Here is a 25,130-nt window from a genome sequence, read left to right as displayed (position 1 = left end):
CACTCCAGATACACTCACTAGAAAACTAAGGGGCAGCTGAAATGAAAATTCATAATTCTATAGCGTTAGTGACTGGCGCAAATCGGGGAATTGGGCTGGCATTCGCTCAAGAATTACTTTCTCGTGGTGCTAAAAAAGTCTACGCCGCTGTTCGTGACACATCGACTATCAAGCTGCCCGGAGTTGTGCCAGTCAAACTGGATGTAACTAACATTAATGACGTTAATGCCGCGGTAGAAATAGCATCTGATGTCACCTTGGTCATTAATAATGCAGGGATCGCTCAACCGGGCGGCTTCTTACTTGAAGATAGCCTTGAGGTAACAAAACGTACATTTGAGACAAACTTTTATGGCATTTTGCATATGAGTAAAGCATTTGCTCCCGTTTTAAAGAGTAATGGAGGTGGTGCAATACTTAATGTTTTATCTGTCGGTGCTTGGATTAATAACGGCGGATTAGCGGCCTATGCAGCAAGTAAATCCGCGGCTTGGTCTTTAACTAATGCATTGCGTTATGAGTTAGCATCTCAAGGGACTCAAGTTTTGGGCTTACATATGGGCTATGTGGATACCGACCTAACGCAAGCTTTTGACATACCCAAAAGTAGTCCTAAAGAAATCGTTACTCGAGCTCTTGATGGCTTGGAAGCTGGACAAGATGAAGTATTGGCTGACGAGATAACTCAACAAGTAAAGCAAGGAATGACATCCGCGCGCCCTGTATATTTACCTCAAGATCAATGAACCGTTAGCGAAAGATAGTAACTATGTATTGCAACATATTATCTAACCGGACATGTTTGACAATACGTACATAGAGACTGCGCGGTGACTAGCTTTCACTCAAACTTTATAGCTGCTCTATGGGAGTGAAATACGCCCATAGAGCCACTCTCTCATCAATATGATCGATTACGAATATCTTATAAGGAATAAGATATTGATTATTCTTGCAGAAACTTCATTATTCACCTGCCGTAACGTCTGGCAATGCTAGACAAAAACAACACAACAATAAAAATACGTGGATGTATCAAATGAAGTTAAAGCCTTTCACACAACAGGTTCGAGGTGCATTAGTCTCCTCTATCGCGATTTTCTCTCTTTTTTCGTCAGTAAACGCAAACGCTGCAGAATCAGCACTGAATGGAATTTTAAGCTCAGGTGAGCTCAAGTTCTGTTTTGAATCTGGTTACATTCCATTTGAAATGACCGATAAAAACGGTCGTTATGTGGGCTTCGATATTGATCTGGCTAAGCAAATGGCGCGCGCAATCAATGTTAAGTTTGTACCCGTGAATACCGCTTGGGATGGTATCGTTCCAGCGTTAAAAACGGGTAAGTGCGATTTCATCGGTGGTATGACTATCACGCCAGAACGCAATTTAAGCGTCAATTTCGCAGATCCATACATTGAAGTGGGTCAAACCATCCTCATTGCACCTAAACTTGCTGACAAGATTCACTCTTTCCGTGACCTGAACACTGAGCAATACACCATCGCAACACAAATGGGTACAACGGGCGCAGAAGCAGCTAAGAAATACTTATCACGCTCGAAAATCGATCTTTACGACACTTCAGCAGATGCAGTGCTGCAAATCGTAAACGGTCAGGCAGATGCGTTTGTTTATGATTTCCCTTACAACGCTATGTATGAAGCACAGCACAAGGGGAAAGTAGTTCACCTAGATCAGAGCTTTACTTATGAGCCGCTCGGTTGGGCTGTCCGTCAGGGAGATCCCGATTTCCTTAACTTCCTCAACAACTTCTTACGCCAAATCAAAGGTGATGGTACTTATCAGCGTATTCATGACAAATGGTTCAAATCAGACGATTGGGTAAATAGCGTTCAGTAATTCAGGTTTCAACACTAGTTAGTATGAGTTGAATAGGGCTTGTTAACGCAAGCCCTATTGGTTTCATCACTTTCCCTTACGCCACACCAACAGCTAACTCCTGACCTCGGTTTAAGCGCATCATCATACATACCGCTAAAACCATAACGACTGCTGCCAAGAAAAATCCAATTTGAGTCATACCAAAATGACTTAAAAGTGCGATGGCAACATAGCTAATACTCTGCGCAAAAGTGGCAAACATCTGTAAACCGCCATCTGCCCGGCCGCGTTGATGAATGCTGATGCTATGATGCATCCAGTTTGTTCGAGCAATACGGTTTAGCGCATTGAAAGTGCCAAAGAAAAAGGTGAATACCAGCAGCATAAGCGGTGTTGGAGATAAACTCATGCCAATCAGCATCATAGCTGCCAGTCCCATTGCGCCGATCATGATCCCTTGATGCGTCCCCAATCCTAATAATCGACCAACCATCAAACCAGTGATTAACGATCCCATTCCAAAGGCGATGTTATAACCGGCGAACCAATCACCAGAAATGCCCGTTTCAGCAAACCAAATCGGCACTAGCTTGGTGAGAAAGGTTAATATTGGATAACTTAAAGCGGAGAGCATCAAGAACACATAAAACTGTGGCCGTTCCACAAAGATATCTTTGCTCTCTTTCATTTGATCAACAAATGACACTGAATTTACTTGGCGTAACTGGCGGCGATAAGGCGTGATCATGTAGCTAATACTCGCTATTGCTGAAGCAACAGCAGCGAACGAAGCAAACTCCAACATTCCCCACATCTCAAGCAGCACTACACCTAATGCGCCAGAACCTAATGTCGTTCCCTGCATGATCACTTCCTGCTTGCCGGAGATGGCTGCATATTCATGCTGATGGAAGTTTTCCTGAGTAAAAGCATTATTGGTTGCCCACGCTAAGTTACTGGAAGTCCAAAAAACCAATTGCGCTGTCGCCAGTAGCCAATTCGACTCGTATCCAACCCCGTAAAACACCGCAATAAGGGCTGCCATCGCTGCTTGCACAAATTGGACGGATACCAGTAATTGTTTTCTTGAGTGTCTGTCAATCAAAGTGGAAAAAAACGGTGTTAGGAAAAACGAAATCGCCGTACATGCCAACGCGACCATCGCAACAAATGCGCCCATGTTGGGAGTGGAGAGCATGGCCCAAGGTAACGCCATCATAAACAGCCCAGATGATATGCCATCAAAGAATCGTCCTGTGAGATAAGCCTTAGTGCGCGTTTTGTTTTCCATGATTTTAATTCCATCTACTGTTAACTTGGTGCTACGGTAATACCTCAAGTTAACTTTAGGTAAAGCACTTTTTTGAGCTAAATTAACTAAATGGACAGAATTGTTGGAGAAGCTTGTATGGAAATGACTGTGGGAGAAGTGGCTAAACGCTCAGGAGTGAATGTTTCAACCCTACATTTTTACGAGCAAAAAGGGCTTATCTATAGCTGGCGCAATCAAGGAAACCAACGCAGATACCACAGAAATGTGCTGCGTAGAATCGCCGTGATTAAAGCCGCGCAGATGGTTGGTCTTACACTGGAAGAGATCTCAGCTTCACTGGCTGACTTACCAAAACATCAGGCGCCAACTCGGCAACAGTGGGAGCAGATGGCTTCAGATTGGAGTGCCATGCTTGAGCACCGCATTCAACAGCTACAAGCATTAAAAAACGACCTCGGTGGATGCATTGGTTGCGGTTGCCTATCAATGGATTCATGCGCCATTTATAACCCGCAGGATATTCGGGCGATAACGTTTGAAGACAAAACACGCCTCACCAATCCAGAACAATGGTCAGGAGCTGTAGAGCCATCGAGCGATTCAATTCATTCATCAAGTGGAGGGTGATTGTTCATCCACTCTTCAATCGTCAAATAGGTTTTACCGCCGCTTTGTGCAAATGGGCTCGAACTATCAACGTTTACCAATGCATCATGAGCGACATTCGCCATCGTGTACCACTTTGGCTCAGTGGTTAAATAAACAAAACGACTTGTGCCTGCGCCCGGAAGATAATTGGCATCCGCAAAATCGCCTTTGGACACAGAGCTGTCGATGGTCGGATAATAATCCACACCCACACTGATCAGAAGTTCTGCATCGGAGTCATCACTATCGATCCAAGCTTTGGTGCGAACAAAAACCCCTAGCACATCGTCACCGTCGAAAGCGACTTTGCTGGTTCCACCATGCAAAATATCAGGATGTTGAAATTCGTAATAACCTGAGCTGTCATCGGGCAGTGCACTGCCTTGCCAAGTGACGATATCGGAGTCGTAATATGATGCCCAAGTAGTTGGCGTAACAGCCAATTGCTCCCATTTAGCGTGGCTGACATCACTGCCTTTCAACAACCAAATTTCAAAATCGCTGTAGTAGACCTTCACGTTTTGGTCGACATTAGTGTTAGATTCAAAAACCGTAAACCAGCCAGTCAGCGCATTCCACGAATCGGCTGTTTTCAAACTGTCATCAAGGATGGAATCTGCCCACCAGCTTGGCGCTGCATCACCTCTCGGTAAACCTTGGGTTACGTGGCCGGTCTTAGACCAACTGGCATCTTCTGAGGCGTTTAATAACGTTGCATCATTGGCTAGCGTCATACTATCGACCACATCCGAAGCAAAACTAGAAACGGTCGGTAGCGTTTCTGTCGAGCCTGATTCTTCTCCACCACATCCATAAAGCAGTAGTGTGAAGGCAAAAGTTGATATGAGTTTTAGCATGATAGTTCGTTAAACTTAGAGGTGACAAAGAACACCTCTAGACTACCATTTAAAGGATAACGTCCTCTAACGTACAACCGCTTGTTAAGCCAATACTGACAAGCAATTAAGCCCTTCTTTCGCCCACTTCGATAAGCGCTTCTTCTGAAGTAGCCAGTGTTTCAATGTCATCTTGTTCGATAATGCGCGTTTTCTTCCAGCTACCACGGGCATACCAAGCTACCGCCACCAAAGCAACCAAGACGTTGGTTACAGTAAACGACCACCAAATACCTTTTTCTGCTAACACCGTATGTTTAGAGAGAATGTAGGCTAGCGGGAACTGGAACACCCATTGAGTAAGCAATGAGAGGATCATACTGTTGGTCATATTGCCTGACGCGCGAAACGCCGACATGATAGAAAGCTGCACACCTATAAAGCCCCAAGACAGACACATCACTTTCAAAAACTCAGCGCCTTGTTCAACCACTGCTGGGTTATCTGGAATGAAAAATTTCACCACGCTTGGCGCTAGTAGGTAAGCAAACACCCCGAGTACAGTCAGCATCACAAAGCTCCAAACAGAGCCAATGACAGTAATTTTCGCTGCACGATCGACACGATTCGCTCCCAAATTCTGCCCAACCAGTGTAGAAACCGCCATCGCCAAGCCCATGCCGGGAATCGTGATCAATTGCAGTATGTTTGAACCTACACCGTAGGAAGCAATGGTAACCGTGCCAAAACTCGCCACTAGAAACGACATGGTAATCAAACCTAGCGCACGAGCCGAAAGTTCTACTGAGCCCGGAGCACCTAAAAAGAAAGCACGCTTGATGTATGTCCAGTCAGGTGACAAATCACGCCACTTCAGATGAATACCGTGTTTGCCTTTGGAAAGAATATAGAAACCAGTTAACGCAGCTAATGCTTGAGTGACCAGAGTGGCCAGCGCAGCACCGGAAACACCGAGACCGTCAAACTTGCCCATACCGAAGATGAACAAAGGATCTAGTACAAAGTTGAGTAACACCGTACCAAGCACGATATAAAGCGGGACTTTTACCTGGCCAATACCTCTCATTAAGGCTTGGAACATGTTGTAAACAAACACAAAAATCACGCTAACAAAGGAGATACGCATAAAAGAGAGAGCGTTGGTATACACCGCTTCTTCAACACCGAGCAGCCTTAAGAAATATGGAGAGAGCAGATAACCGAGAAACCCCAACACCACCGAAGTAATAAATACCATCAACATGGTTTGACCTGCGACGTGGTTAACCTTGTCATATTGCCTTGCACCCATGTATTGCGCTGTCAGTGTCGCCCCGGCCATAGCAAGTCCCGCGCCCAACGCTATGACTAAAAATGTCACTGGCATACTGACAGAAACCGCGGCGACTTCATTCGCCCCTAAACGTCCGACCCAGAAAGCATCTGTAAGCTGATAAGCAGACTGCAAAAGCTGCCCAAAAACAATGGGAATAGCGAGCGACAATAACGCTTTGTTAATTGGACCATCGATTAACTGTTGTGTTTTTGCCATGCTGTCACCTACCTCTTTATTCGACCGATTTCACATTCATCATAGATCGACATCTTCGCAAGAAATACAAATTAATGAAAAAAATCAAAATGTTCAGTTTTGAATTTAAAAACTTCTTAACTACTGCAATTCGATCCCGCAAAGAAAGGTTTAATTGGTACAATAGCCGCATTATTTGTTTTAATGCCCTAATCAGCACATGCAGTGAGAGTGCTAGGAAGCTAGGTATCTCAAGCCCGTTATTTAAGGCCATAGCAAGACTCTCAATGCTTGGAACTACCAAAGAACCCCGAGAAAACTATGAACAATTTTACTTATTTCAACCCAACCAAAGTGCATTTTGGTAAAGGTCAAATCGCGACTCTAAAGCAAGAAATCGCACCAAACAGCCGTGTTCTGATTACTTACGGTGGCGGCAGCATTAAGAAGAATGGTGTTTATGACCAAGTGATCGATGCGCTTAAAGATTGCACTGTATTCGAGTTCAGCGGTATCGAACCAAACCCGCATTATGAAACGCTGATTAAAGCGGTGGAGCTTGCCAAGAAAGAGAAAGTTGATTTGATTCTTGCTGTGGGCGGTGGCTCTGTGATTGATGGCAGTAAGTTCATTGCTGCGGGCGCTTGTTATGACGGCGATTACTGGGACATCATCACAACCGGTGGTAACTGTGTGAAAAAAGCTCTGCCACTGGGCTGTGTTCTTACACTTCCGGCAACAGGCTCAGAGATGAACCGCAATAGTGTGGTAACGCGCGCAGCCACTCAAGACAAGCTCTCTTTCGGCTCTGATTTGGTTCGCCCTACGTTCTCAATTCTCGATCCTGAAACCACCTATTCTCTTCCAGCACGTCAAATCGCTAACGGTGCAGTAGACAGTTTTGTTCACATCATGGAACAGTACATGACCTACCCTGTGAACGCGAAAGTCTCAGACCGTTTTGCTGAAAGCTTACTTCTCAATATTCTCGAAGATGGTCCGGTAGCACTGGAAAAACCAAATGATTACGAAGTGCGCGCAAACCTGATGTGGACAGCAACTATGGCGCTGAACGGCACGTTAAGAAATGGCGTACCTACTGACTGGTCAACACACGCGATTGGTCACGAGCTGACTGCACTATTCAGTTTAGACCATGCACAAACATTGGCGATTGTGATGCCATCGCTGTGGCGTTACAAAAAAGAGCAGAAGAAAGGCAAACTGCTTCAATACGCAAACCGAGTGTTAAACATCACGTCAGGCAGCGAAGATGAGCAAATCGAACTTGCGATTCAAAAGACGGAAGAGTTCTTCGCGTTAATGGGCAACCCAACCACATTGTCCGCTTACGGACTGGATGAATCGGCTATTCCTGCTGTAAAACAAAAACTCACCGAACACGGCATGCTCGCTATTGGTGAACACGGCGACATTACTCCAGATGACGTGGTAGAGATCTTAAAGTTAGCTCTATAACGCTTCCTAACTTATCCAATAAAGCGGCAGCTCAGCTGTCGTTTTTCAATTTCGGTGAATAAAAACCATCCTCTGCCATTAAGAAAGAGTAATGAAGCCTCAAGGCATACTGCTCGCCATGGTAATATCTGATACCAATCTTCCTAATTTGATTACCGATAAGCAAACCCTTCGAGCCATAGAAGGTTCGGCGAAGCACCATGGATGGAGTTCTTATTAAACAATAAGTGCGTGTTTGTGTTCGGTACTGATTGTCTAATACTGAACAGATTAATAGTGTTGGTATGAGTCGGATATTTGGACAACCAATAACAAAGCGCTTTATGCTTCAAGTTTAGGCTTCTTAAACATCACAGGTCTGCCAAGTAAATACCTCTCGATGTTTATCGGTAACTTGTATGCTTTATGACTATACAATAACTTTATGGACTGGCTAGCCTTCCTATCATTAGCCATTCCGCTAATTGGTGGCATTATTATTGCCGATTTTTACCACAATCGTCGACGTTATCTAAACCATAAGGTGCACTATGACTCAACTCCATATTCGCAATGCTCTTTTACGTTCATACAGTGAACCACAAGATATCTATATTGAAGACGGAATCATTCGAAGCATTACGCCTTGTGGTCAAGAACATCCAACCAATAAACTAGAAATTGATGCTAAAGGTGGTTTGGTTATCCCACCATTTTGTGAACCACATATCCACCTTGATACCACGCAAACTGCTGGAGAGCCGAATTGGAACCAATCTGGTACGTTATTCGAAGGTATTGAGCGTTGGGCAGAACGTAAAAGCTTACTATCAAAAGAAGATGTAAAAGAGCGCGCTAAACAGACATTGAAATGGCAGATTGCCAACGGGGTGCAACATGTTCGTACCCATGTCGATGTCTCGGATCCAACTTTAATCGCTTTAAAAGCGATGTTGGAAGTAAAAGAAGAGATGAAGCCTTGGGTTGACTTGCAAATCGTTGCTTTCCCACAAGAAGGTATTTTGTCTTACCCAAATGGCAAAGAGCTACTAGAAGAAGCGGTGAAACTAGGAGCCGATGTCGTTGGCGCAATCCCACACTTTGAATTCACCCGTGAATACGGGGTTGAGTCACTACACTTTGCATTTGAGCTGGCACGTAAATATGACCGCCTAATCGATGTTCACTGTGACGAAATTGACGATGAACAATCTCGTTTTGTTGAAACAGTGGCAGCGCTTGCGCATAAATACAACATGGGTAGCAAAGTTACAGCAAGCCACACTACAGCTATGCACTCTTATAATGGAGCATATACTTCTCGTTTGTTCCGCTTACTGCGCATGTCTGGCATCAACTTTGTCGCAAACCCGCTAGTGAACATTCACCTTCAAGGTCGCTTTGACGATTATCCAAAACGCCGCGGTATTACTCGAGTTAAAGAGATGATTGCTAGCAAAATTAACGTTTGTTTCGGTCATGATGACGTGTTCGACCCATGGTACCCACTAGGAACAGCAAACATGCTACAAGTACTCCATATGGGGCTGCATGTTTGCCAAATCATGGGCTACGAGCAAATAAATCAATCATTAGACTTAATCACTGAAAACTCAGCTCGCACCCTGTCACTTGGTGATGACTATGGCCTTAAAGTAGGAACTTCGGCTAATTTCATAATCCTGCCAGCGGAAAGTGGATTTGAAGCAGTACGCCGTCAAGTACCGGTTCAATACTCTATTCGTGAAGGGAAGGTAATTGCTCAGACTAAACTAGCTGAAAGCGAAATATATTTAGAGCGCAAAGAGTCTGTTAGTTTTAAACGTTAAGGTACATATAAACAAAAAGAAGCGGCAATAGCCGCTTCTTTACTTCGACTGAGGTAAATTAACAATTAAAAGAAGTAACGTACACCAGTGTAGATGCTGCCAAAACTCACATCTGCATCATCGAATGTCACTTGAGCATTTCTGTAGCCTAAATGCAAATCAAGATGACGATTCACGATAACGCCCAACTCTGCACCTACCTGGTAAGCTAATTCAGAGTCAGAACCGAGCGTATTGGTCGTCACATCGAGATTACCAAGACCCGCTAGAAGCGATAAATAAATATCTGCTTGGTCGTATTCAACAATAAATTTCGGTTTCACATTGAAAAACACACCATCTGCTTCGGTACTAATCGTATCTTGGCTCACAGTAGCTAAACTTCGGTATTCAGCTTCTAAGCCCAATTTAACTAAGCGATGGGTATTGAACTCATAACCAACCATGAATCCGTAACCAAAATCGCCAAAGTCACTATTTTCTGTGATAGAAGAACTATCTGTCTCAATTGTTGAATTGTTAAAAAGCCCCCAATCTCCACCAAGATAAAAACCACGAGTACTTTGGTTATCAGCCCATACAACAGAGCTGCTGAAAAGGGTAACAGCAAGTGTCACAACGACATGATTTAGTTTCATAATTCCCCCATAAATAAAGGCAGTATATCATTCGATATATCAGAATTTAAACATCCGTTAAAACACTAACTACCTCTTTTCAATATAGTTAACCAGATTCTCTAATATGAAGCTGTCACCCCAAGTTCGAGCGTGCCACGCTCAATTGTTTGCGGATTTTCATCGCTCGTAGTGCGTGAATGACGAATAAACCCGAAATAAACACGGCAATGGTTGCTAAGCCAGCTTTAAGTGAAGCGAGATGGAATACATCTTCCGCATTCAGGTTTTGGATAAAGAATGCAGCACAGAGCGCCGTACCCAAAGCGATAGATGTTTGCTGCAAGGTTGTCATAAACGCACTTCCTACACCAGCGTATTGCTGAGGAATATCCGAAAGACCAATTCGAAGTGAACTGTTTACGGCAAACGCATTTCCGACACCAATAATCAGCATCGGAGCGAGCATAGTCCAAGGCGTAAGATGCTCAGCGTTGTCACTAATCACCGCATACAGATAGCTATATCCAAATAGGTTCATCAGCGAGCCACACAAAATAACGCCAGTAAAGCCGTAATGAGTAAACCACTTCGCCAGTTTTCCTGCGTATAGAGAACCAACAAAATAAGAGATACCCAAGCCGACAAAAGCATTTCCTGACTCTAATGAAGTCATATGAAAGCCAGACTGTAGCGTAAGCGCCACAACAAACATGTAACCGCCATAGGACGCAACCTGAAGCATCAAACTGCCACAACCAAGAATCACGGTTGGGCGTTTAAGCAATGATGGCGGAATCAAAGGCGTCTGTTGCTTCGCTTCTTTATCCCCTTCGACTTTCCATAACAGCAGCATCAGTGGTAACGCTAGAATAAGCAGCGACCACACCCACCAGTTCCATCCAAAATCCGGTCCTGCTGAAATGGACACCAGAATGAGCGTCACTATGATGGCGAGCAATACAGTACCAATCCAATCCAGATTTAAACTGCTCACTTCTTTGGTCTCAGGAACCCACTTCTGACCAAAATAAAGAATCAGGGCGCACAACGGCAAGTTGATGTAAAAAACGCTGCGCCATCCCAAATCAAACAGGTTAGTTGAGATAAGCCAACCACCAAATATCTGCCCAATGATGAATGAAAGTCCGCCAACCGAGCCATAAATACCGATAGCTTTGGAGTGTAGTTCACCCTGCAAAGTCACATGTATGGTTGCCAATATTTGCGGCATCAGCATCGCTGCGGCAATGCCCTGTAATACGCGCGCAGCAATCAACATATGGATGTTCGGCGCTAGCCCACAAAGAAATGAGGCTACAGCAAAACTGGCAATGCCATACATAAACAGTTTTTTGCGCCCGTATCGATCACCCATACGACCGCTCATTGCCAAGCTGATAGCAAACGCCAAACCATAAAGAGAAACCAGCAGACCTAGCTGTGTTTTGTTGGCGCCCAGTGACACACTGATAGAATCCAATGCCACATTCACTATTGAGAAATCCATTTGAGGCATCAACTGCCCCGCTACCAATAAAATCAGCCCTGTCGCCGTAAGATGATTCGAGTTTGTTTTCTGTACTTCCATGTAAAACACCGATGTTGAGCAAATGAAAATTGAGCCGAAAAAGATGAGCTGCATAAATTGATCTAGATCACCATAATGAACAGCATTCCACAAACCTGCAAGCGATAAACGGGAATAAAAAAAAGCGCCTCTGATTTCTCAAAGGCGCCGCTATTTCATTCCTATAGGGGTGAATGAATCAGCTTAAATCGATGTCTTTGCTGCCGAAGAAGTAAGTGCTCAGGAAGCCGACAATGTAAGAGATAACAAGACCTGTAACGAACACCATCATGCCGGTGAAAATACCGTGGTGAGAGGTCATTAGAGGAATCGCAACAATACCCGATGGACCAAATACTGTGTTCAAACCCACAGGTAATCCTAGGTAAGAGACCAGACCGATAAAGAAGCCGCCAGCTGCACCACCAATACACGCCGTCACGAACGGTTTCACGCGAGGCAGTGTCACACCGTAAATCAACGGTTCACCGATCCCCAAGATACCCGGAATAATCGCACCTTTAATCTGGGTACGCAGTACTGCTTCTTTCTTCGCTTTCACATAAAGAGCCAATGCCGCACCGACCTGACCGCCACCCGCCATTGCGAGAATCGGGAACAGAGAGTTAAAGCCCTGAGCTTCCATTAATGCAAAATAGACAGGTACAAAGCCTTGGTGAATACCGAACACAACTGAAATCAGGAACAGACCCGCCAAGATTGCCGCGCCAATTGGGTTGTCATTCAGATTCAGGAACAACCAAGACATGCCCTTAAACAGCTCGCCACCAATAGGCATAATGACAACGTAAGTCACTACACCCATGATAAGCAGTGTGAACACCGAGGTAAGAATCATATCCAACGAATCTGGCATAAAGCGACGGACTCTACGTTCAACCTGAGCACCAATTATCGCAGCAAGCAGAACACCGATGATGTTACCGCGCGGATCAATGGTGTAACCGAAGAACTCGCTCATACCGGAATAAATGCCAGAAGTCGCTTCTGGGTTATAACCAAGCACAAACAGTGAAGCGAGGATTGCACCATTAACACCTGAGCCACCAAATGCCTGCTGAGCGTTGTAACCAATCAGAATACTTAGGAAAGCAAACAGACCTTTGCCGAACACCTTCATGTAGGCAATCATGTCGACCATAAACTGGCTTGGCTCTTGACCGATAACGAAGATTTGCTCTAACAAAGTCGCAAAGCCAAGCAGTAAACCCGCAGCGATAAAACCAGGGATCAGCGGAGTAAAAATAGTCGCAAATTTGCTGAGAAAACGTTGAACTGAACTGGTTTGTTTACTTTTAACCTGCTTCTTCTGCTCTGCCGCAATCGAAGATAAATCTTGATGTGCAGGCGCTTCACCGCCAGCGGTTAAACTGTCGATGAGCTGATTCATCAAATCGGCTGCTTGTTGTGCTTTACCCGGACCAAGGATGATTTGGAACTGCTCATCACTTTCCACCACGCCCAATACGCCAGGAATTTGTTTAATCGTCGCTTGCTCTGCCACTGAGTTATTCGCCAGAGTTAAACGAAGACGGGTCATACAGTTGCCGCATTTGCTGACATTACTGCTACCACCCACCGCAGAGAGAATCTGCGATATCATTGTTTCGGTAATCTTTGCCATAAAAGTGTCCTTAATCAGCAGAGAAATTATTTATCGTTAAGTGCAGCGCGAATAAAACCCTTGTGCTGCTGAAGTTTGGCTGTTGCCTGTTTAGCATCCAGTCCTGAAAGAATCATTAGAATGGCGGTTTTACAGTGACGACCACATTCGTTAAGTGCTTGTTCCGCTTCTTCACTTGATGCGCCTGTCGCTTCAACCACAATGTTGGTTTGGCGTTGGATAAGCTTGGCGTTGGTTGCTTCAACATCCACCATCAGGTTGCCAAACACTTTACCGCTACGAATCATCGCGCCTGTTGTCAGCATGTTCAGTACTAGCTTTTGTGCTGTACCCGCCTTCATACGCGATGAACCCGTCACCACTTCCGCACCAACAATTGGCAGAATTGCAATTTGCGCCGCGTCAGCCATTGCACACACAGGGTTACACGCCACAGATACCGTCGTTGCACCCACTTGTGTCGCGTACTCTAAACCACCCAATACATAAGGCGTACGCCCACTTGCTGCGATACCCACCACTACATCTTTATTAGTTAAGTTCAGCGTTTTTAAATCGCTTTGTGCCAATTCTCGGTTGTCTTCTGCGTTTTCTACTGCTTTCAGAATCGCTTGATGACCGCCAGCAATCAGACCGACAACCATATCCGGAGAAGTGCCATAAGTTGGAGGACACTCACTCGCATCCAGAATGCCCAAGCGACCTGAAGTACCCGCACCCATGTAAATCAGTCTGCCACCTTGTACAAATGCCGCGGTAATCGCATCCACAGCTTGAGCAATCTGCGGAAGTACCGCTTCTACTGCCAACGCAACTTTTTGGTCTTCTTGGTTGATCACTTTCAGCATGTCAGTGGTTGAGAGAGTATCAATCTCAGCACTTGCTGGATTACGGCTTTCAGTAGTCAATCGACTTAAATCAATTTTCATTAGGCATTACTCGATGGGATTATCTGAGAGGGATTCTATGGAATAAAATATTCCTTTAAGGTGACAAAAATCACAGTTAAGGTTATTCTTTAGCCAGCAAAACTGTGGAATAATTTATGGCAGAATAGTCATACACAGTGAATAATCAAGAAAATAATCACATAAAAACATTAAGATACAATCAGCAGCCATTATTTCCAATTTGGAATAATTTATTCAAAATAATTGAGTTTTCGTTATGTCTGTAACCAATAAAATCATCGCTAGACGCAGTCAACTTTCACAAAGTAGTCGCTTTGTCGCCGATTGGGTCATCGAAAATGCAGCAAAAGCGGCGTACATGACCAGTCAGGAACTGGCACAAGAAGCGCAAGTGAGCCAGTCGACCATAGTCAAATTCACTCAGAAAATAGGCTTTAAAGGGTATAGCGAATTTAAGCTCGCGTTGTCGGAAGAAATCGGTCGCAAACAGGCGATATCAGCTACACCATTGCACAGCGGAATATTTGCCGACGATCCACTGGCGGTGATTGCTCAGAAACTGATTAAAGCAAAAACCGAAGCAATGATTCAGACCACCAATGCACTCTCTTTTGATGCCTGTAATCAAGCTGCGCAATGGCTGAATGAGGCTCGCACAGTTCAAATCGTCGGTATCGGAGGCTCAGCGCTGACGGCGAAAGATCTCGGCTATAAGTTGTTAAAGCTCGGCATTACAGCCTTAACCGAACAAGACAGTCATGTGCAAATTGCGGTTGCTCGAACCCTGACAGAAAAAGATGTTCAAATAGCGATTTCCTTTTCCGGAGAGCGCAAAGAAATTATAGTCGCTGCTGAAGCCGCCAAGGAACAAGGCGCCAAAGTGATTGCGCTTAGCTCACCCAACATCAGCTCAGCCAATAAAAGTAAGCTACGACGCATCGCAGATATAACCTTCTATACCATTGCCGATGAAGTAGAAAACCGCAGTTCGGCTATCGCATCAAGATGTGCACAGAACGTGATAACCGATCTTCTGTTCATCTATCTGGTTCAGCTTCGAGACGAAAGTGCCAGACAGATGATCAGTGATATTTCTTCGGACATTCGCCAGATTCTTTAATGAGGTAAATACTGTAATGAGGCTAATTCGGGAATGATAAAGTGAATTCACTTTCCGTTACTCAATCGACTCTGTAGATACTCCACTAACACTTTTAACTGGTTAGGAATAAAACGAGATTGAGGGTATTGAGCAATGATTTGCCCTTGATAACGACTTAAGATTTCCCAGTCAGGAAACAACTCTACCACCGCGCCTGACTGCACAAGTTTGGCAATAGAAAACTCAGGAAATATTGAAATGCCCATTCCACGTAACACTGCGTCTTTACGAATGTGGGTGTGGTTCACTGCAAGTCGACCGTCTACAGTCACACTGCGGATTACCTGATCTTTGCGAAACTCCCACTTGCGGTCAAATGTAGATTCGCCCAAACGAATACATTGGTGTTTAACCAGATCTTCAGGTTCAGCAGGATAACCATGTGCAGATAGATACTCAGCACTGGCGCATAACACCAGTCGGTTCGAACCCAGAACTTTAGCGACCAAGCCCTCAACGGGTTTTTCAGTAATGTGGATGATCATATCCACTTCATGCCCAACGGGATCGATAAAGTGGTCTTCAACAATAAAATGCACAGTGACTTTTGGGTATTGCTGCAAAAAATCGAGAATAATCGGTGAAAGCACTTGGCTTGAAAACGCTCTTGGGGCCGCGATTCGAATCTCTCCTGAGACTTCATCTTGGGTAGAAAATGCAGCATCTGTCGCCAAACGTGCTGATTTGAGCATATCTACACATAAACTATAGATTTGCTCACCAGAGTTACTTAGGCGCATGTTGCGAGTCGTGCGCTCCAGCAGCTTTTTGTTCAGTGCGCTTTCCAGTTTCGAGATAGATCGGCTCACCGAGGAAGGAGCAACGCCAAGCCTTTCTGCTGCTTTTGAAAAACTCCCCTCTTCAATAACCACTACCAATGTCGCCATCTCAGGCAACAAAGTAATCAGCTTATTCGTGTCCATAGCGCAAAAATCCTTTGCATATCCTTCTATTGTTCCAAATAACGTACTAGTGGATAGTGATTCAGTCAATTTGGATGTACAGAAAAGGAACAACACAGTGTCGAGTTTAGTGATTAAAAGAAGCATTTCGTTGGTGACCATGCCTGAGCTTTTACTACTCATGGTAGCGATTGTTTGGGGCACCAGCTATGGATTGACCAAAAGCGCCATCGCTTTTACAAGTATCTCTTTATTTATTGCTATTCGATTTGGGCTCACGTTCCTTCTGCTTCTTCCTTTAGTCGCAAAAGATTTTAAGCAAGGCAAAAACAAGGATTGGAAAGTGGCGCTTCCGACGGGAGCAATTTTGGCACTGATATTCTTTTTTGAAGTCTACGGTGTATCTCAAACAACCGCTTCTAATGCTGCCTTCCTCATTAGTTTGAATGTGATATTTACCGCCTTGGTCGATAGTCTGCTCAGCAAAAACAAACCAAGCCAAAGCCTGATATTACTCTCGGTGATCAGTACCTTTGGTGTGTTGCTTCTGACATACCATCAAGATTTGGGTATCTCACTTAACAGTGGCGATCTCTGCATTCTCACTGCCGCAGCTCTGAGAGCTCTAATGGTAACCATGACCAAAAAGCTCACAGACAAAAAGCAGATAACCAATACAGCGTTAACCTGTATCCAAGCCTTCGTCGTAGCATTAAGTGCTTATTTAGTCGGTGCTTTAATAACAAAAGCACCCGCCAGCCAGATCCCTTACGATAGAGAGTTCTGGCTAATTACGGCTTTTCTAGTGCTGTTTTGTACACTGTTTGCTTTCTATGCTCAGAACTACGCGGTAAGGAAAATATCACCCACGAAAGCGTCCCTGCTGATGGGAAGTGAACCCCTATTCGGAGCCATCTTCTCAATGATGTGGTTAAACGAAACGCTGACCTACGTTCAATGGTTGGGCGCGGCAATTTTGCTGACTTCTGTATTGGCAGCATCAGTCAACAAACCAGACAAGATTTAAAGCTCTTGAGACACTTAGCCCACATCATAATTGCTGGGACATTCTGATCAGGTCCCAGTTCTTGCCTTTGAAATGACGTAAGCCACTGACTGTTTCATAAGGCTTAAAACCCAGTTTTTCATAGCAAGCAATCGCTGAATGATTGTGCGCGAAAACAGCTAGCGAGAGGGTTTGTGGTTCATCAACCATTTTGGCCTTGCCGATCGCTAGCTCAAGCATAGTGACAGCATAACCTTTACCACGACATGTCGGGTGAATAAACACTCGACACAACCTTTGTTCACAATCCGACACTTTAAACAGCTCAATAAAGCCCACCATCTCGCCATTCACCACAAATAAAAACGGTGTTGGCGCCTGTTTTCCATAGTGCTTTTCAAGTTGCTCAACCGTTAGCGGGTATTCAAACTGAGGTCCACCCCAAAGGTAATTCAACTCGTCTGAATCGATCCATTCAATCAGTAATGAATAATGCTGAGGCTCAAATTCAATCAATTGGGCGTTTAAATCACGTTGCCGTTCTGTTTCCGCTTTAATCATTTCTTTCCCTAAGCCCCTTTTAAGCTCCAAACACTAAATTGTAAAACTGAGTTCATATAGACAACCCCAATCGAGAGAGATTTTTCCTACATTCGATACGGAATTCACCGACATAAAATTAAACCGTCACGTGTAACATGCGTCATCAAAGTGTCACATTTACGTGATCTTGGTTCCAATCATAACTACAAATTTAGAGAAACCAAACGATGAATTTAACTCAGGGCAATAACATTTATTCTGACCGAATAACGAAGATTCTATATTCTTTCGTTGGTCTAATCATTATCTCACTACTTATTAATTACATTTATATTTCTAGTAAAGTCATAGAACCATCGAATAAAATAATAAGAAATGAATATGCTAACATTCAACAAAAACAACTTCAGAATGAAATTAACTTTGTTTTAAGAATATTAGAATCGATAAAATCTGAAAATAACATTAGTTCTAGAGAAATACCTGAACACTTAATAAAATATGCAACGTCGGTATTAAATAATTATAATAAAAACAGTCAAGAATATATCTTCGCTTTAGATGAAGAATGGAATGTAATTGTTCATGAAGATGTTGAGAGCATAAAAAAATATAACAACAATTATCAACATATTATATCTATCATTAAAGATACGATTGAAGCCGGTGAGAATTGGGTTATTTATGATAACAAACCCATTCACAGCTTAGACATGGATGACGAAAACATTAAACAAAGCTATGTGGTCTACTTACCAGAATGGAAGATGACTATAGGCAGTGGATATCTTAGCAAAAGCATTAAAATTAAATCAGATGATTTTGTTCAGAAGATAAATAGATTAATTAACCAGAACAAATCAAACATATTAATACTAAACATAACTCTAATTTTACTTTCTATTTTTATTGCGACAGTTTCTAATTTGTGGATAGAGTTACAGATAAATAAAAATGATGAGGTTGTAAAAAAAGAAAAAACCAAAATCGATGTTGCCTTAAGAGATATAAATAATCACCTCAGCAAAGATCCAGTAACAGGCATGCTCAACAAACGAGCATTTACCTCTTATATAAGGAAGCTAAAACTTCTTAAAAACAATAGCAAATATCAGGTTCATTTATTCGAGATTGATAATTTAAACCAAAACAGTCTCATGGCTGGTTGTAACTGTAGAGTATCGATGCTGAAAGAATTCTATAGCTGCCTGACAAAACTGAATCTAACACACCACAGTTTATTTCATATAGATTATGACCGATTCGTTTTATTTACCAAAGTAATGACAAATGAAGAGATGAATAATTTAACCCAAAAAATTAGCAATGAACTAAACAGCATCATTCTGTGTGGTAATGCTACGAAAATATTATTTAAGTGTTCAACTACTGAGATAAATGTAAATTTTGACTCGATTGAAGATGTGTTGGACAAGGGTGAATATGCGTTAAAAATAGCACGACTAAGAAAGTTAAATCACACTTACTACAATACAGAAATTAACACTATTCGAAATAGAGAATTAGGTTTGTCAGTCGAACTTATGTCCGCCATACAAAATGCGGAGTTAAAAGTTCATTATCAGCCGCAATTTTGCACGAGTACAAACAGAATCTCTGGTGTGGAAGCATTAGTTCGATGGAATAACAAAAAGTATGGCAATGTCTCCCCTGATGAATTCATAACACTTGCCGAGAAGAAGGGCATTTTAAATAGCATCGGAACACACGTTATCAGCACAGCCTTAAGAGATATGAAGAAGCTAAAGGACGTGACTATGACTGTGAATATTCTGCCATCAGAGCTACTGCAAGTTAACTTTACAAAGTTTATTCGCGATCTAATCAAACAATATCAAATAGAACCGAACAAAATTATTTTCGATATCGCAAAGCAAATTGATTTGCAGGATATGGAGCCAATTTCTCTTGTTATGAACGATCTACGGGAGCTTGGTATTAAATTTTCTATTAGTTCGGTTGGTATTGGACAATCATCACTGAAATATGTATGTGAATTACCTGTTGATGAAATAAAAGTGCCTTTAGAAATAATTAATAAAATCGATAAGAATAAAAATTATTATAACTTCACTAAATCAGCAATTAACTTTGCAGCTGCAACCGGATTAAATATCGTATTAGAAGGTGTTGAAACAAGCGACCATCTCAAATCAATTTCTAATCTACCCAACAGTAGCATCCAAGGATTTAACTTGTCCGTCGCGAAACCAATTGAGTTGATCATAAATGAAATTGATATAACCAATAAGGTTCTGTCCCATGCCTAAAAGAAATTTTGCTCACACTATTTCAACTGGAAACTGGTTAGTCATCATTACGCTTTCATTGGTCTTCGCAATCCAACATATCAACTACTATCTGGAAGGAAGGGATGTGAACTCACGAGTTGAAGCGAAAGAGTTGACTCGCGTAACCCTGTCAATGCAAAAAATGATAGATGACAGTACCACTGCTATTCGCCTTTACATCTATACCGGCGACAAAAAGTACAAAAAAATCTTTCATAAAATTGCTGATATGAGGATGCATAAACGCTCATGGACTGAGGAGTATCACTACTATTTTTCTGCACTGGACTCCAATATCAATTACGAGCCAAAAAGAAGCAACGTCTACCAGCCAATAGACTATTATAAGAGCCTCAATGCCGATGACTATGAAATAGCCTTACTGTTTGATATCAAAGATATCTATGATCTCTTATTCGCTTATGAAAACAATATATTGAAAAGATATGATGCAAACGATGTGCTTGCCGCCAAATCCATGCTAAATGGCAAATATTACTTAGATAAAAGACTTGAGCTATCCGAAAAAATATTGACCTTAGATTCAAATATAAAGAATCGCTTAACATTGCAGACAGATTCAAAGATATACATTCAAAGAATATTAAACATTACCATCTGCTTTCTAATTATCTCAGTGGCGTTGTTCATCATCATTTTCTATAAACGAGTGTTGAAGCTGGTTCTATCAAACATTGTGGCAATCTCTGACTGGAGTGAAAAAATAGCCCATGGTGAATATCACGCAGAGCTCGAAAATGAAGTATTCGAAGAACTGCTTCCTGTAAAGAACTCGATATGTTACTTAGCGAACAAAACCGACGACCTTGTGCATCAACTTAAAGAGATCGCTGAACAAGATGAGCTCACTAAGTTGCCCAATCGACGAGCTGCAATACAGTTTCTGGTTCAGAAGCAAAAGGAAGTATCTCGTTACTATTCGCTATGTAGTGTAATCCTCATAGACATTGATTTTTTTAAGAAAATCAATGACACCTATGGGCACCCTATTGGCGACCAAATCCTTATCAATGTCGGGAAATTGCTTTCCAAACATACTCGAGATTCAGATTTTACTGCTCGACTTGGCGGGGAAGAATTCATCGTAATCGCGCCGCAAACAGATCTTTCTGCGGCCTATATGTTAGCGAGTAAGTTGAAAGCGAAGATTGAGGGGTATATCCACCAATGCAGCCCTTATGAAATACAAGTTACCATTAGTAGCGGCGTATCTTCACTCGTAGCAGACGGTTGTGTAGAGGAAACGTACAAAGAAGCCGATGATGCGTTATATCTGGCAAAGAGTCTCGGTAGAAATAATGTTCAGGTTTATTCGGGTTCAAGTACCAAGAGTCTTTATAATGACAACATCAACGCCAGTTGCTAACCATCTGATATAACGTCTGATTTATGAAATAACATCTAAAGCCTAGTAGCAAAGAGTTCACTTCGAACGCTTTTTCCTCCTTGAGTTTGCTTAACCGTAAGTTTGTTTCTCCTCAAGACAGCGCGACTGATTTCACTAGCGCCCACACCTCTAAGCCTTGGGTGAGGTTCAGTTCGTACAGCGATTTGAGGGTGATTTTAGAGAGCAAACGCTGTTGATTTTCCAACTCTAATACCACCAGCGCCTGCCCATCTTCGGCAAGAGTGGTCTGAATATCGATGATGGTGGCGCGAAAGCGGTTTAGCACTGTGGAAAACTTAGGTTCTTCAAGAGAAAGCCCTACATCGGATGCCAGAATACGACAGCGATAAGTAGCACCCTGCTCGGCAATGTACCCTACCGCCCATATGGTTAAGCCGTCACAATCCAGTTCAGTCATCCGATTTTCATGCATCGCAACCACTTTGGTATCAAACACACTGCCAATTTCATCGCCGAACAATGCATCAAATTTGGGGTCAGACATAATGCTGTGGGCACTGCCACTCGCCAGTATCGATCCTTTATCAAACAACACAATGTGATCAGCGAGTCGTGCCAGTTCTTGCATGGAATGAGTGACGTAGAGAATAGGCAGATCTAATTCTCGATGCAGACGTTCAAGATAAGGCAAAAACTCCTGTTTGCGGGGTTGATCGAGTGCCGATAGTGGTTCATCCATCAATAGAAGTTTAGGGCTTGTTAGCAGAGCTCGCCCTATCGCAACGCGCTGCTTTTCCCCACCAGAGAGCTGAGCCGGATAGCGATTTAACAGCGATGTGATACCCAGAAGTTCTGTCACTTCATCAAAACTGACGTGCCGCTTGTTAACCGCAATACGTTTAGCACCAAACTGCAAGTTCGCTTCCACTGTTAGATGGGGAAACAGTCCCGGCTCTTGAAACACATAGCCTAAATCGCGCTTATAAGTAGGCACAAATTGTTGGCTATCACTGCATTGCCACATCTCTCCCGCAACAGAAACTTTGCCCTGTTCCAATTTTTCTAACCCAGCAATGGCTCTAAGGCAGGTGGTCTTTCCGCAGCCAGAATGACCAAAGAATACGGTGATGCCCTGCGCGGGTAGAGTCAGGTTGGCGTCTAAACTGAAATCCGCATAACGAATAGTTAACTCTGCGGTAATGTGCGACCTAGACCTAGAGACAGACATAGGCATCTACCCTAGCCTTTGCTGATGTTTTTGGTTTAACCAATGAATCAGCAACAAAGCGACAAATGAAAATGCCACTAACCCGCCAGACAAGATATGCGCATTAAGATATTCCAATGCTTCGACATTGTTGTAAATTTCAACCGACATAACCCGAGTCTGTCCCGGAATATTCCCACCTATCATTAACACCACGCCAAACTCGCCGAGGGTATGACAAAAACCCATGATGGCAGCGGAAAATACTCCGGGCCAAGCCAAGGGTAAGGTGACGTTGAAAAAAGTATCAATTGGAGAAGCTCGAAGTGTGGCGGCCACTTCCATCGGTCTTCGACCAATCGCGAGAAATGAATTTTTAAGAGGCTGAATAACAAAAGGAAACGAATGTAAGGTACAGGCGATGGCAATGCCTGTGAACGTAAATGGCAGTTGGGCAACGCCAAGTTGATTTAAAGTTCTTCCAACCCAACCAACCGGTCCCAACAACAAAAGCAGATAAAAACCTAGGACAGTAGGTGGCAAAACTAATGGCAACATCAACACTGCTTCTACGACACCTTTCACGCGCGAACTAGAATGGCAGAGCCACCACGCGATCGGAACACCAATCAGTAGCAGTGTCACCATAACCACAAAGGCTAGTTTAAGTGTGGTTGTTATGACCACCGTATCGACGACTAACATAGCGCTTTGCCTCTTCCTTCAGTGCCGCTTAATTCACTACTGCAAGTAGCCAAAGCTAGAGACAATTTTCTGTGCGCGCTCCGTTGAATAGTATTCAAGGAAAGCATCAATTGCGGCTTTATCAACACCGGATTTGAGCGTTACCGCAGCCTGTTCAATCGGTTGGTAATCGGATTCCGGAACTTCCCAGAATGAACCGCCAATGTACTGACCTTTTTTAAACACTTGAGATTTAGCCACCATCCCTAACTGCGCGTTGCCAGTCGAGAGAAATTGATAAGTAGGATTCAAGCCTTTACCCATCACGATTTTCGGCGTCATGCTCTCCCATAATCCCATTTTGGTTAGCGCTTGTTGAGCCGCCAAACCGTACGGCGCAAGTTTAGGGTCGGCAATGGCGAAGTGGGTGTAATCTCCTGACAACATGTGCTGTTTCACGTCATAGTTAGCTTGATTTGACCACAGTACCAATACCCCTTTCGCATAAACAAACTGCTTAAAACCCAAGCCTTCATTGACCAATTTTTCAGGGCGAACAGTATCCGCAGCAAGAAACAGATCAAACGGAGCACCATTCACAATTTGGGCATACAATTGCCCTGTAGAACCAGTACTGACATTCAACTGAAACCCCGACACTTTGGCGAAATCTTCTACCAGCACCTGAATCGGCCCATAAAAGTTATTGGCAACCGCTAAGGTGCCATCTTCCGCATGAACAGATAACGAGCCCAAAATAAGGCTGACAAAACAGAGTGAACGCACAATAAAACCGACAATAACGCGATGAAATCCTTTCATTTATTTATCCTTACCTAAACATCAAAAAACGAAGCTTCAAAGAGATCTCTTTCTAACCTGCAACCTCGCTGTCACTGCAAAAAAAACAAGGGCAAAAAGAAAAGTAGAGCTTCAACTGCACAATGGATCAGAGTGCAATAACTGGCTAATCCACTGCTTTTGCAAAAACTGGCGCGCACGTTGCTCATGCTTTCTTTGCAAAAACGGATAAGCCTCTTCAAACGTTGCGGTTCTAGCGCCCTTATGCTGATGCACTCGCACCAGATGAAAACCGAGCTCGGTCTCAATCACCTCACTCACTTCGCCATTGTTCAAATCAAATAGGCTTGCGGCAATTTGTGGGTAGAGTTTGGTCTCTTCGCACCAGCCTAAATAGCCGTTAGACATGGCACTCGGGCATTCCGAATACTTCAATGCAAGCGTGCCAAACGCTGTGTATTCACACTGCTTTTTTACATCGTGGATACGACGCCAAGCTTCATCGCGATGATTTTCTGAAAACTCGTCGTTAACCGTGATGAGAATTTGGCTCATTTCCCACACATTGCTACGGGAAAACTCATTCTGATGGGTGTTGAAGTACTCCATCGCTGTTGCAAGTTCAAGCTCTGGAATGTCTTGAGAAATAAGCTCCATCACTTTTTCACACTTCAGTTCTTCACTTAAAACCTGTTTGAGCTGACCTTCTGTCAAATGCTGCCCCTGCATTGCAGTTTTGAACTCACTGTGGGATTGATAGCCTTCAACGAGCTTGTCAAAAGCCGCTTCAATTTCGAATGCGGATACTGAAACAAGATTGGCTTCACTGCTACCGAGTATGGCTTTTTGTACCCGAAACAGACGTTCAACTTGCTCATCCACTTTGACCCTTTGCATGCTTGAAAGCCATTCAGGGTTAAGTTTGTACATATCGGTGGCGATTTTGGCGGTTAAATAATTGCGTTGATAAGCTTCCATGCTTT

General features: G+C 43.3%; 22 protein-coding genes and 1 pseudogene. 10 read left to right on the top strand and 13 right to left on the bottom strand.

Annotated elements, in window-relative coordinates; translation table 11 throughout:
* The first annotated feature begins 41 nt into the window (after window positions 1–41).
* Both G5S32_RS17365 and G5S32_RS17360 read left to right on the top strand, forming a co-directional pair.
* Window positions 42–746, top strand: coding sequence for an SDR family oxidoreductase (locus G5S32_RS17365; protein WP_165313425.1), 705 nt, complete (start codon window positions 42–44; stop codon window positions 744–746).
* A gap of 293 nt (window positions 747–1,039) precedes the next feature.
* A complete protein-coding gene (locus G5S32_RS17360) occupies window positions 1,040–1,861 on the top strand; it encodes a transporter substrate-binding domain-containing protein (protein ID WP_165313424.1) in 822 nt (273 codons plus the stop codon).
* A gap of 76 nt (window positions 1,862–1,937) precedes the next feature.
* On the opposite strand, the gene G5S32_RS17355 is transcribed toward G5S32_RS17360, so the two are convergent.
* On the bottom strand, window positions 1,938–3,134 hold the full coding sequence (locus tag G5S32_RS17355; RefSeq protein WP_165313423.1) for an MFS transporter: 1,197 nt from the start codon (window positions 3,132–3,134) through the stop codon (window positions 1,938–1,940).
* Window positions 3,135–3,251: 117 nt separating this feature from the next.
* Between G5S32_RS17355 and soxR the strand changes: the two genes are divergently transcribed.
* Window positions 3,252–3,743 (top strand): redox-sensitive transcriptional activator SoxR, encoded by a 492-nt coding sequence (soxR, locus tag G5S32_RS17350; protein WP_165313422.1) that lies wholly within the window; start codon window positions 3,252–3,254, stop codon window positions 3,741–3,743.
* Here soxR and G5S32_RS17345 read toward each other — a convergent pair.
* A complete protein-coding gene (locus G5S32_RS17345) occupies window positions 3,722–4,621 on the bottom strand; it encodes a hypothetical protein (protein ID WP_165313421.1) in 900 nt (299 codons plus the stop codon). The two genes, soxR and G5S32_RS17345, sit on opposite strands and share 22 nt — an antisense overlap.
* Window positions 4,622–4,727: 106 nt before the next feature.
* The gene (locus G5S32_RS17340) at window positions 4,728–6,152 is read right to left on the bottom strand and encodes an MATE family efflux transporter (protein ID WP_165313420.1); all 1,425 of its coding nucleotides are present in this window, start codon (window positions 6,150–6,152) and stop codon (window positions 4,728–4,730) included.
* A 300-nt stretch (window positions 6,153–6,452) separates the two neighbouring features.
* Between G5S32_RS17340 and G5S32_RS17335 the strand changes: the two genes are divergently transcribed.
* From G5S32_RS17335 to G5S32_RS17330, 3 genes and pseudogenes are all read left to right on the top strand, one after another.
* Window positions 6,453–7,610 carry an iron-containing alcohol dehydrogenase gene (locus G5S32_RS17335; RefSeq protein ID WP_165313419.1) on the top strand — a complete coding sequence of 386 codons (1,158 nt, stop codon included), beginning with the start codon at window positions 6,453–6,455 and terminating at the stop codon, window positions 7,608–7,610.
* A 292-nt stretch (window positions 7,611–7,902) separates the two neighbouring features.
* Window positions 7,903–8,127 (top strand): annotated as a pseudogene (codB, locus tag G5S32_RS21555) (cytosine permease); the annotation flags it as partial.
* Window positions 8,128–8,140: 13 nt separating this feature from the next.
* On the top strand, window positions 8,141–9,418 hold the full coding sequence (locus G5S32_RS17330; RefSeq protein ID WP_165313418.1) for a cytosine deaminase: 1,278 nt from the start codon (window positions 8,141–8,143) through the stop codon (window positions 9,416–9,418).
* Window positions 9,419–9,483: 65 nt separating this feature from the next.
* Here G5S32_RS17330 and G5S32_RS17325 read toward each other — a convergent pair whose 3' ends face one another.
* The 4 genes from G5S32_RS17325 to murQ form a co-directional block, all read right to left on the bottom strand.
* A complete protein-coding gene (locus G5S32_RS17325) occupies window positions 9,484–10,056 on the bottom strand; it encodes an outer membrane beta-barrel protein (protein WP_165313417.1) in 573 nt (190 codons plus the stop codon).
* Between the two features lie 115 nt (window positions 10,057–10,171).
* Window positions 10,172–11,680, bottom strand: a complete 1,509-nt coding sequence (locus G5S32_RS17320; protein ID WP_281347264.1) for an MFS transporter — start codon at window positions 11,678–11,680, stop codon at window positions 10,172–10,174.
* A gap of 124 nt (window positions 11,681–11,804) precedes the next feature.
* On the bottom strand, window positions 11,805–13,250 hold the full coding sequence (murP, locus tag G5S32_RS17315; RefSeq protein WP_165313415.1) for a PTS N-acetylmuramic acid transporter subunit IIBC: 1,446 nt from the start codon (window positions 13,248–13,250) through the stop codon (window positions 11,805–11,807).
* Between the two features lie 26 nt (window positions 13,251–13,276).
* Window positions 13,277–14,179 carry an N-acetylmuramic acid 6-phosphate etherase gene (gene murQ / locus G5S32_RS17310; RefSeq protein ID WP_165313414.1) on the bottom strand — a complete coding sequence of 301 codons (903 nt, stop codon included), beginning with the start codon at window positions 14,177–14,179 and terminating at the stop codon, window positions 13,277–13,279.
* Between the two features lie 238 nt (window positions 14,180–14,417).
* On the opposite strand from murQ, the gene G5S32_RS17305 reads away from it, so the two are divergent.
* A complete protein-coding gene (locus tag G5S32_RS17305; protein ID WP_165313413.1) occupies window positions 14,418–15,281 on the top strand; it encodes a MurR/RpiR family transcriptional regulator in 864 nt (287 codons plus the stop codon).
* Window positions 15,282–15,328: 47 nt separating this feature from the next.
* On the opposite strand, the gene G5S32_RS17300 is transcribed toward G5S32_RS17305, so the two are convergent.
* Window positions 15,329–16,246 carry a LysR family transcriptional regulator gene (locus tag G5S32_RS17300; RefSeq protein ID WP_165313412.1) on the bottom strand — a complete coding sequence of 306 codons (918 nt, stop codon included), beginning with the start codon at window positions 16,244–16,246 and terminating at the stop codon, window positions 15,329–15,331.
* Between the two features lie 97 nt (window positions 16,247–16,343).
* Between G5S32_RS17300 and G5S32_RS17295 the strand changes: the two genes are divergently transcribed.
* Window positions 16,344–17,252, top strand: a complete 909-nt coding sequence (locus G5S32_RS17295; protein WP_425509217.1) for a DMT family transporter — start codon at window positions 16,344–16,346, stop codon at window positions 17,250–17,252.
* Between the two features lie 24 nt (window positions 17,253–17,276).
* Here G5S32_RS17295 and G5S32_RS17290 read toward each other — a convergent pair whose 3' ends face one another.
* Entirely contained in the window at window positions 17,277–17,792 is a 516-nt protein-coding gene (locus G5S32_RS17290; protein WP_165313411.1) for a GNAT family N-acetyltransferase, read from the bottom strand.
* A gap of 209 nt (window positions 17,793–18,001) precedes the next feature.
* Between G5S32_RS17290 and G5S32_RS17285 the strand changes: the two genes are divergently transcribed.
* Both G5S32_RS17285 and G5S32_RS17280 read left to right on the top strand, forming a co-directional pair.
* A complete protein-coding gene (locus G5S32_RS17285) occupies window positions 18,002–20,065 on the top strand; it encodes an EAL domain-containing protein (RefSeq protein ID WP_165313410.1) in 2,064 nt (687 codons plus the stop codon).
* Window positions 20,058–21,473 carry a GGDEF domain-containing protein gene (locus G5S32_RS17280; RefSeq protein ID WP_165313409.1) on the top strand — a complete coding sequence of 472 codons (1,416 nt, stop codon included), beginning with the start codon at window positions 20,058–20,060 and terminating at the stop codon, window positions 21,471–21,473. Before G5S32_RS17285 ends, G5S32_RS17280 begins: the two co-directional genes overlap by 8 nt.
* Before the next feature lie 112 nt (window positions 21,474–21,585).
* Here G5S32_RS17280 and modC read toward each other — a convergent pair whose 3' ends face one another.
* From modC to G5S32_RS17260, 4 genes are all read right to left on the bottom strand, one after another.
* Window positions 21,586–22,683: a molybdenum ABC transporter ATP-binding protein gene (gene modC / locus G5S32_RS17275; RefSeq protein WP_246201169.1), complete on the bottom strand. Its 1,098-nt coding sequence runs from the start codon at window positions 22,681–22,683 to the stop codon at window positions 21,586–21,588.
* A 6-nt stretch (window positions 22,684–22,689) separates the two neighbouring features.
* Window positions 22,690–23,367, bottom strand: a complete 678-nt coding sequence (gene modB, locus G5S32_RS17270; protein ID WP_165313407.1) for a molybdate ABC transporter permease subunit — start codon at window positions 23,365–23,367, stop codon at window positions 22,690–22,692.
* Window positions 23,368–23,403: 36 nt separating this feature from the next.
* A complete protein-coding gene (gene modA / locus G5S32_RS17265; protein ID WP_165313406.1) occupies window positions 23,404–24,168 on the bottom strand; it encodes a molybdate ABC transporter substrate-binding protein in 765 nt (254 codons plus the stop codon).
* 111 nt (window positions 24,169–24,279) lie between these two features.
* On the bottom strand, window positions 24,280–25,125 hold the full coding sequence (locus G5S32_RS17260; RefSeq protein ID WP_102939941.1) for a peptidylprolyl isomerase: 846 nt from the start codon (window positions 25,123–25,125) through the stop codon (window positions 24,280–24,282).
* Between the last annotated feature and the right edge of the window lie 5 nt (window positions 25,126–25,130).

Source organism: Vibrio ziniensis (assembly GCF_011064285.1).
Classification (GTDB): Bacteria; Pseudomonadota; Gammaproteobacteria; order Enterobacterales; family Vibrionaceae; genus Vibrio; species Vibrio ziniensis.
Note: the sequence above shows the minus strand (reverse complement) of the source record. Positions and strands in the feature narration are given on the sequence as shown.

Excerpts from the sequence above, each read along its gene's own strand:
- G5S32_RS17365 (WP_165313425.1), top strand. The coding sequence starts at position 42 with ATGAAAATTCATAATTCTATAGCGTTAGTGACTGGCGCAAATCGGGGA.
- G5S32_RS17360 (WP_165313424.1), top strand. The coding sequence starts at position 1,040 with ATGAAGTTAAAGCCTTTCACACAACAGGTTCGAGGTGCATTAGTCTCC.
- G5S32_RS17355 (WP_165313423.1), bottom strand. The coding sequence starts at position 3,134 with ATGGAAAACAAAACGCGCACTAAGGCTTATCTCACAGGACGATTCTTT.
- soxR (WP_165313422.1), top strand. The coding sequence starts at position 3,252 with ATGGAAATGACTGTGGGAGAAGTGGCTAAACGCTCAGGAGTGAATGTT.
- G5S32_RS17345 (WP_165313421.1), bottom strand. The coding sequence starts at position 4,621 with ATGCTAAAACTCATATCAACTTTTGCCTTCACACTACTGCTTTATGGA.
- G5S32_RS17340 (WP_165313420.1), bottom strand. The coding sequence starts at position 6,152 with ATGGCAAAAACACAACAGTTAATCGATGGTCCAATTAACAAAGCGTTA.
- G5S32_RS17335 (WP_165313419.1), top strand. The coding sequence starts at position 6,453 with ATGAACAATTTTACTTATTTCAACCCAACCAAAGTGCATTTTGGTAAA.
- G5S32_RS17330 (WP_165313418.1), top strand. The coding sequence starts at position 8,141 with ATGACTCAACTCCATATTCGCAATGCTCTTTTACGTTCATACAGTGAA.
- G5S32_RS17325 (WP_165313417.1), bottom strand. The coding sequence starts at position 10,056 with ATGAAACTAAATCATGTCGTTGTGACACTTGCTGTTACCCTTTTCAGC.
- G5S32_RS17320 (WP_281347264.1), bottom strand. The coding sequence starts at position 11,680 with ATGCAGCTCATCTTTTTCGGCTCAATTTTCATTTGCTCAACATCGGTG.
- murP (WP_165313415.1), bottom strand. The coding sequence starts at position 13,250 with ATGGCAAAGATTACCGAAACAATGATATCGCAGATTCTCTCTGCGGTG.
- murQ (WP_165313414.1), bottom strand. The coding sequence starts at position 14,179 with ATGAAAATTGATTTAAGTCGATTGACTACTGAAAGCCGTAATCCAGCA.
- G5S32_RS17305 (WP_165313413.1), top strand. The coding sequence starts at position 14,418 with ATGTCTGTAACCAATAAAATCATCGCTAGACGCAGTCAACTTTCACAA.
- G5S32_RS17300 (WP_165313412.1), bottom strand. The coding sequence starts at position 16,246 with ATGGACACGAATAAGCTGATTACTTTGTTGCCTGAGATGGCGACATTG.
- G5S32_RS17290 (WP_165313411.1), bottom strand. The coding sequence starts at position 17,792 with ATGATTAAAGCGGAAACAGAACGGCAACGTGATTTAAACGCCCAATTG.
- G5S32_RS17285 (WP_165313410.1), top strand. The coding sequence starts at position 18,002 with ATGAATTTAACTCAGGGCAATAACATTTATTCTGACCGAATAACGAAG.
- G5S32_RS17280 (WP_165313409.1), top strand. The coding sequence starts at position 20,058 with ATGCCTAAAAGAAATTTTGCTCACACTATTTCAACTGGAAACTGGTTA.
- modC (WP_246201169.1), bottom strand. The coding sequence starts at position 22,683 with ATGTCTGTCTCTAGGTCTAGGTCGCACATTACCGCAGAGTTAACTATT.
- modB (WP_165313407.1), bottom strand. The coding sequence starts at position 23,367 with ATGTTAGTCGTCGATACGGTGGTCATAACAACCACACTTAAACTAGCC.
- modA (WP_165313406.1), bottom strand. The coding sequence starts at position 24,168 with ATGAAAGGATTTCATCGCGTTATTGTCGGTTTTATTGTGCGTTCACTC.
- G5S32_RS17260 (WP_102939941.1), bottom strand. The coding sequence starts at position 25,125 with ATGGAAGCTTATCAACGCAATTATTTAACCGCCAAAATCGCCACCGAT.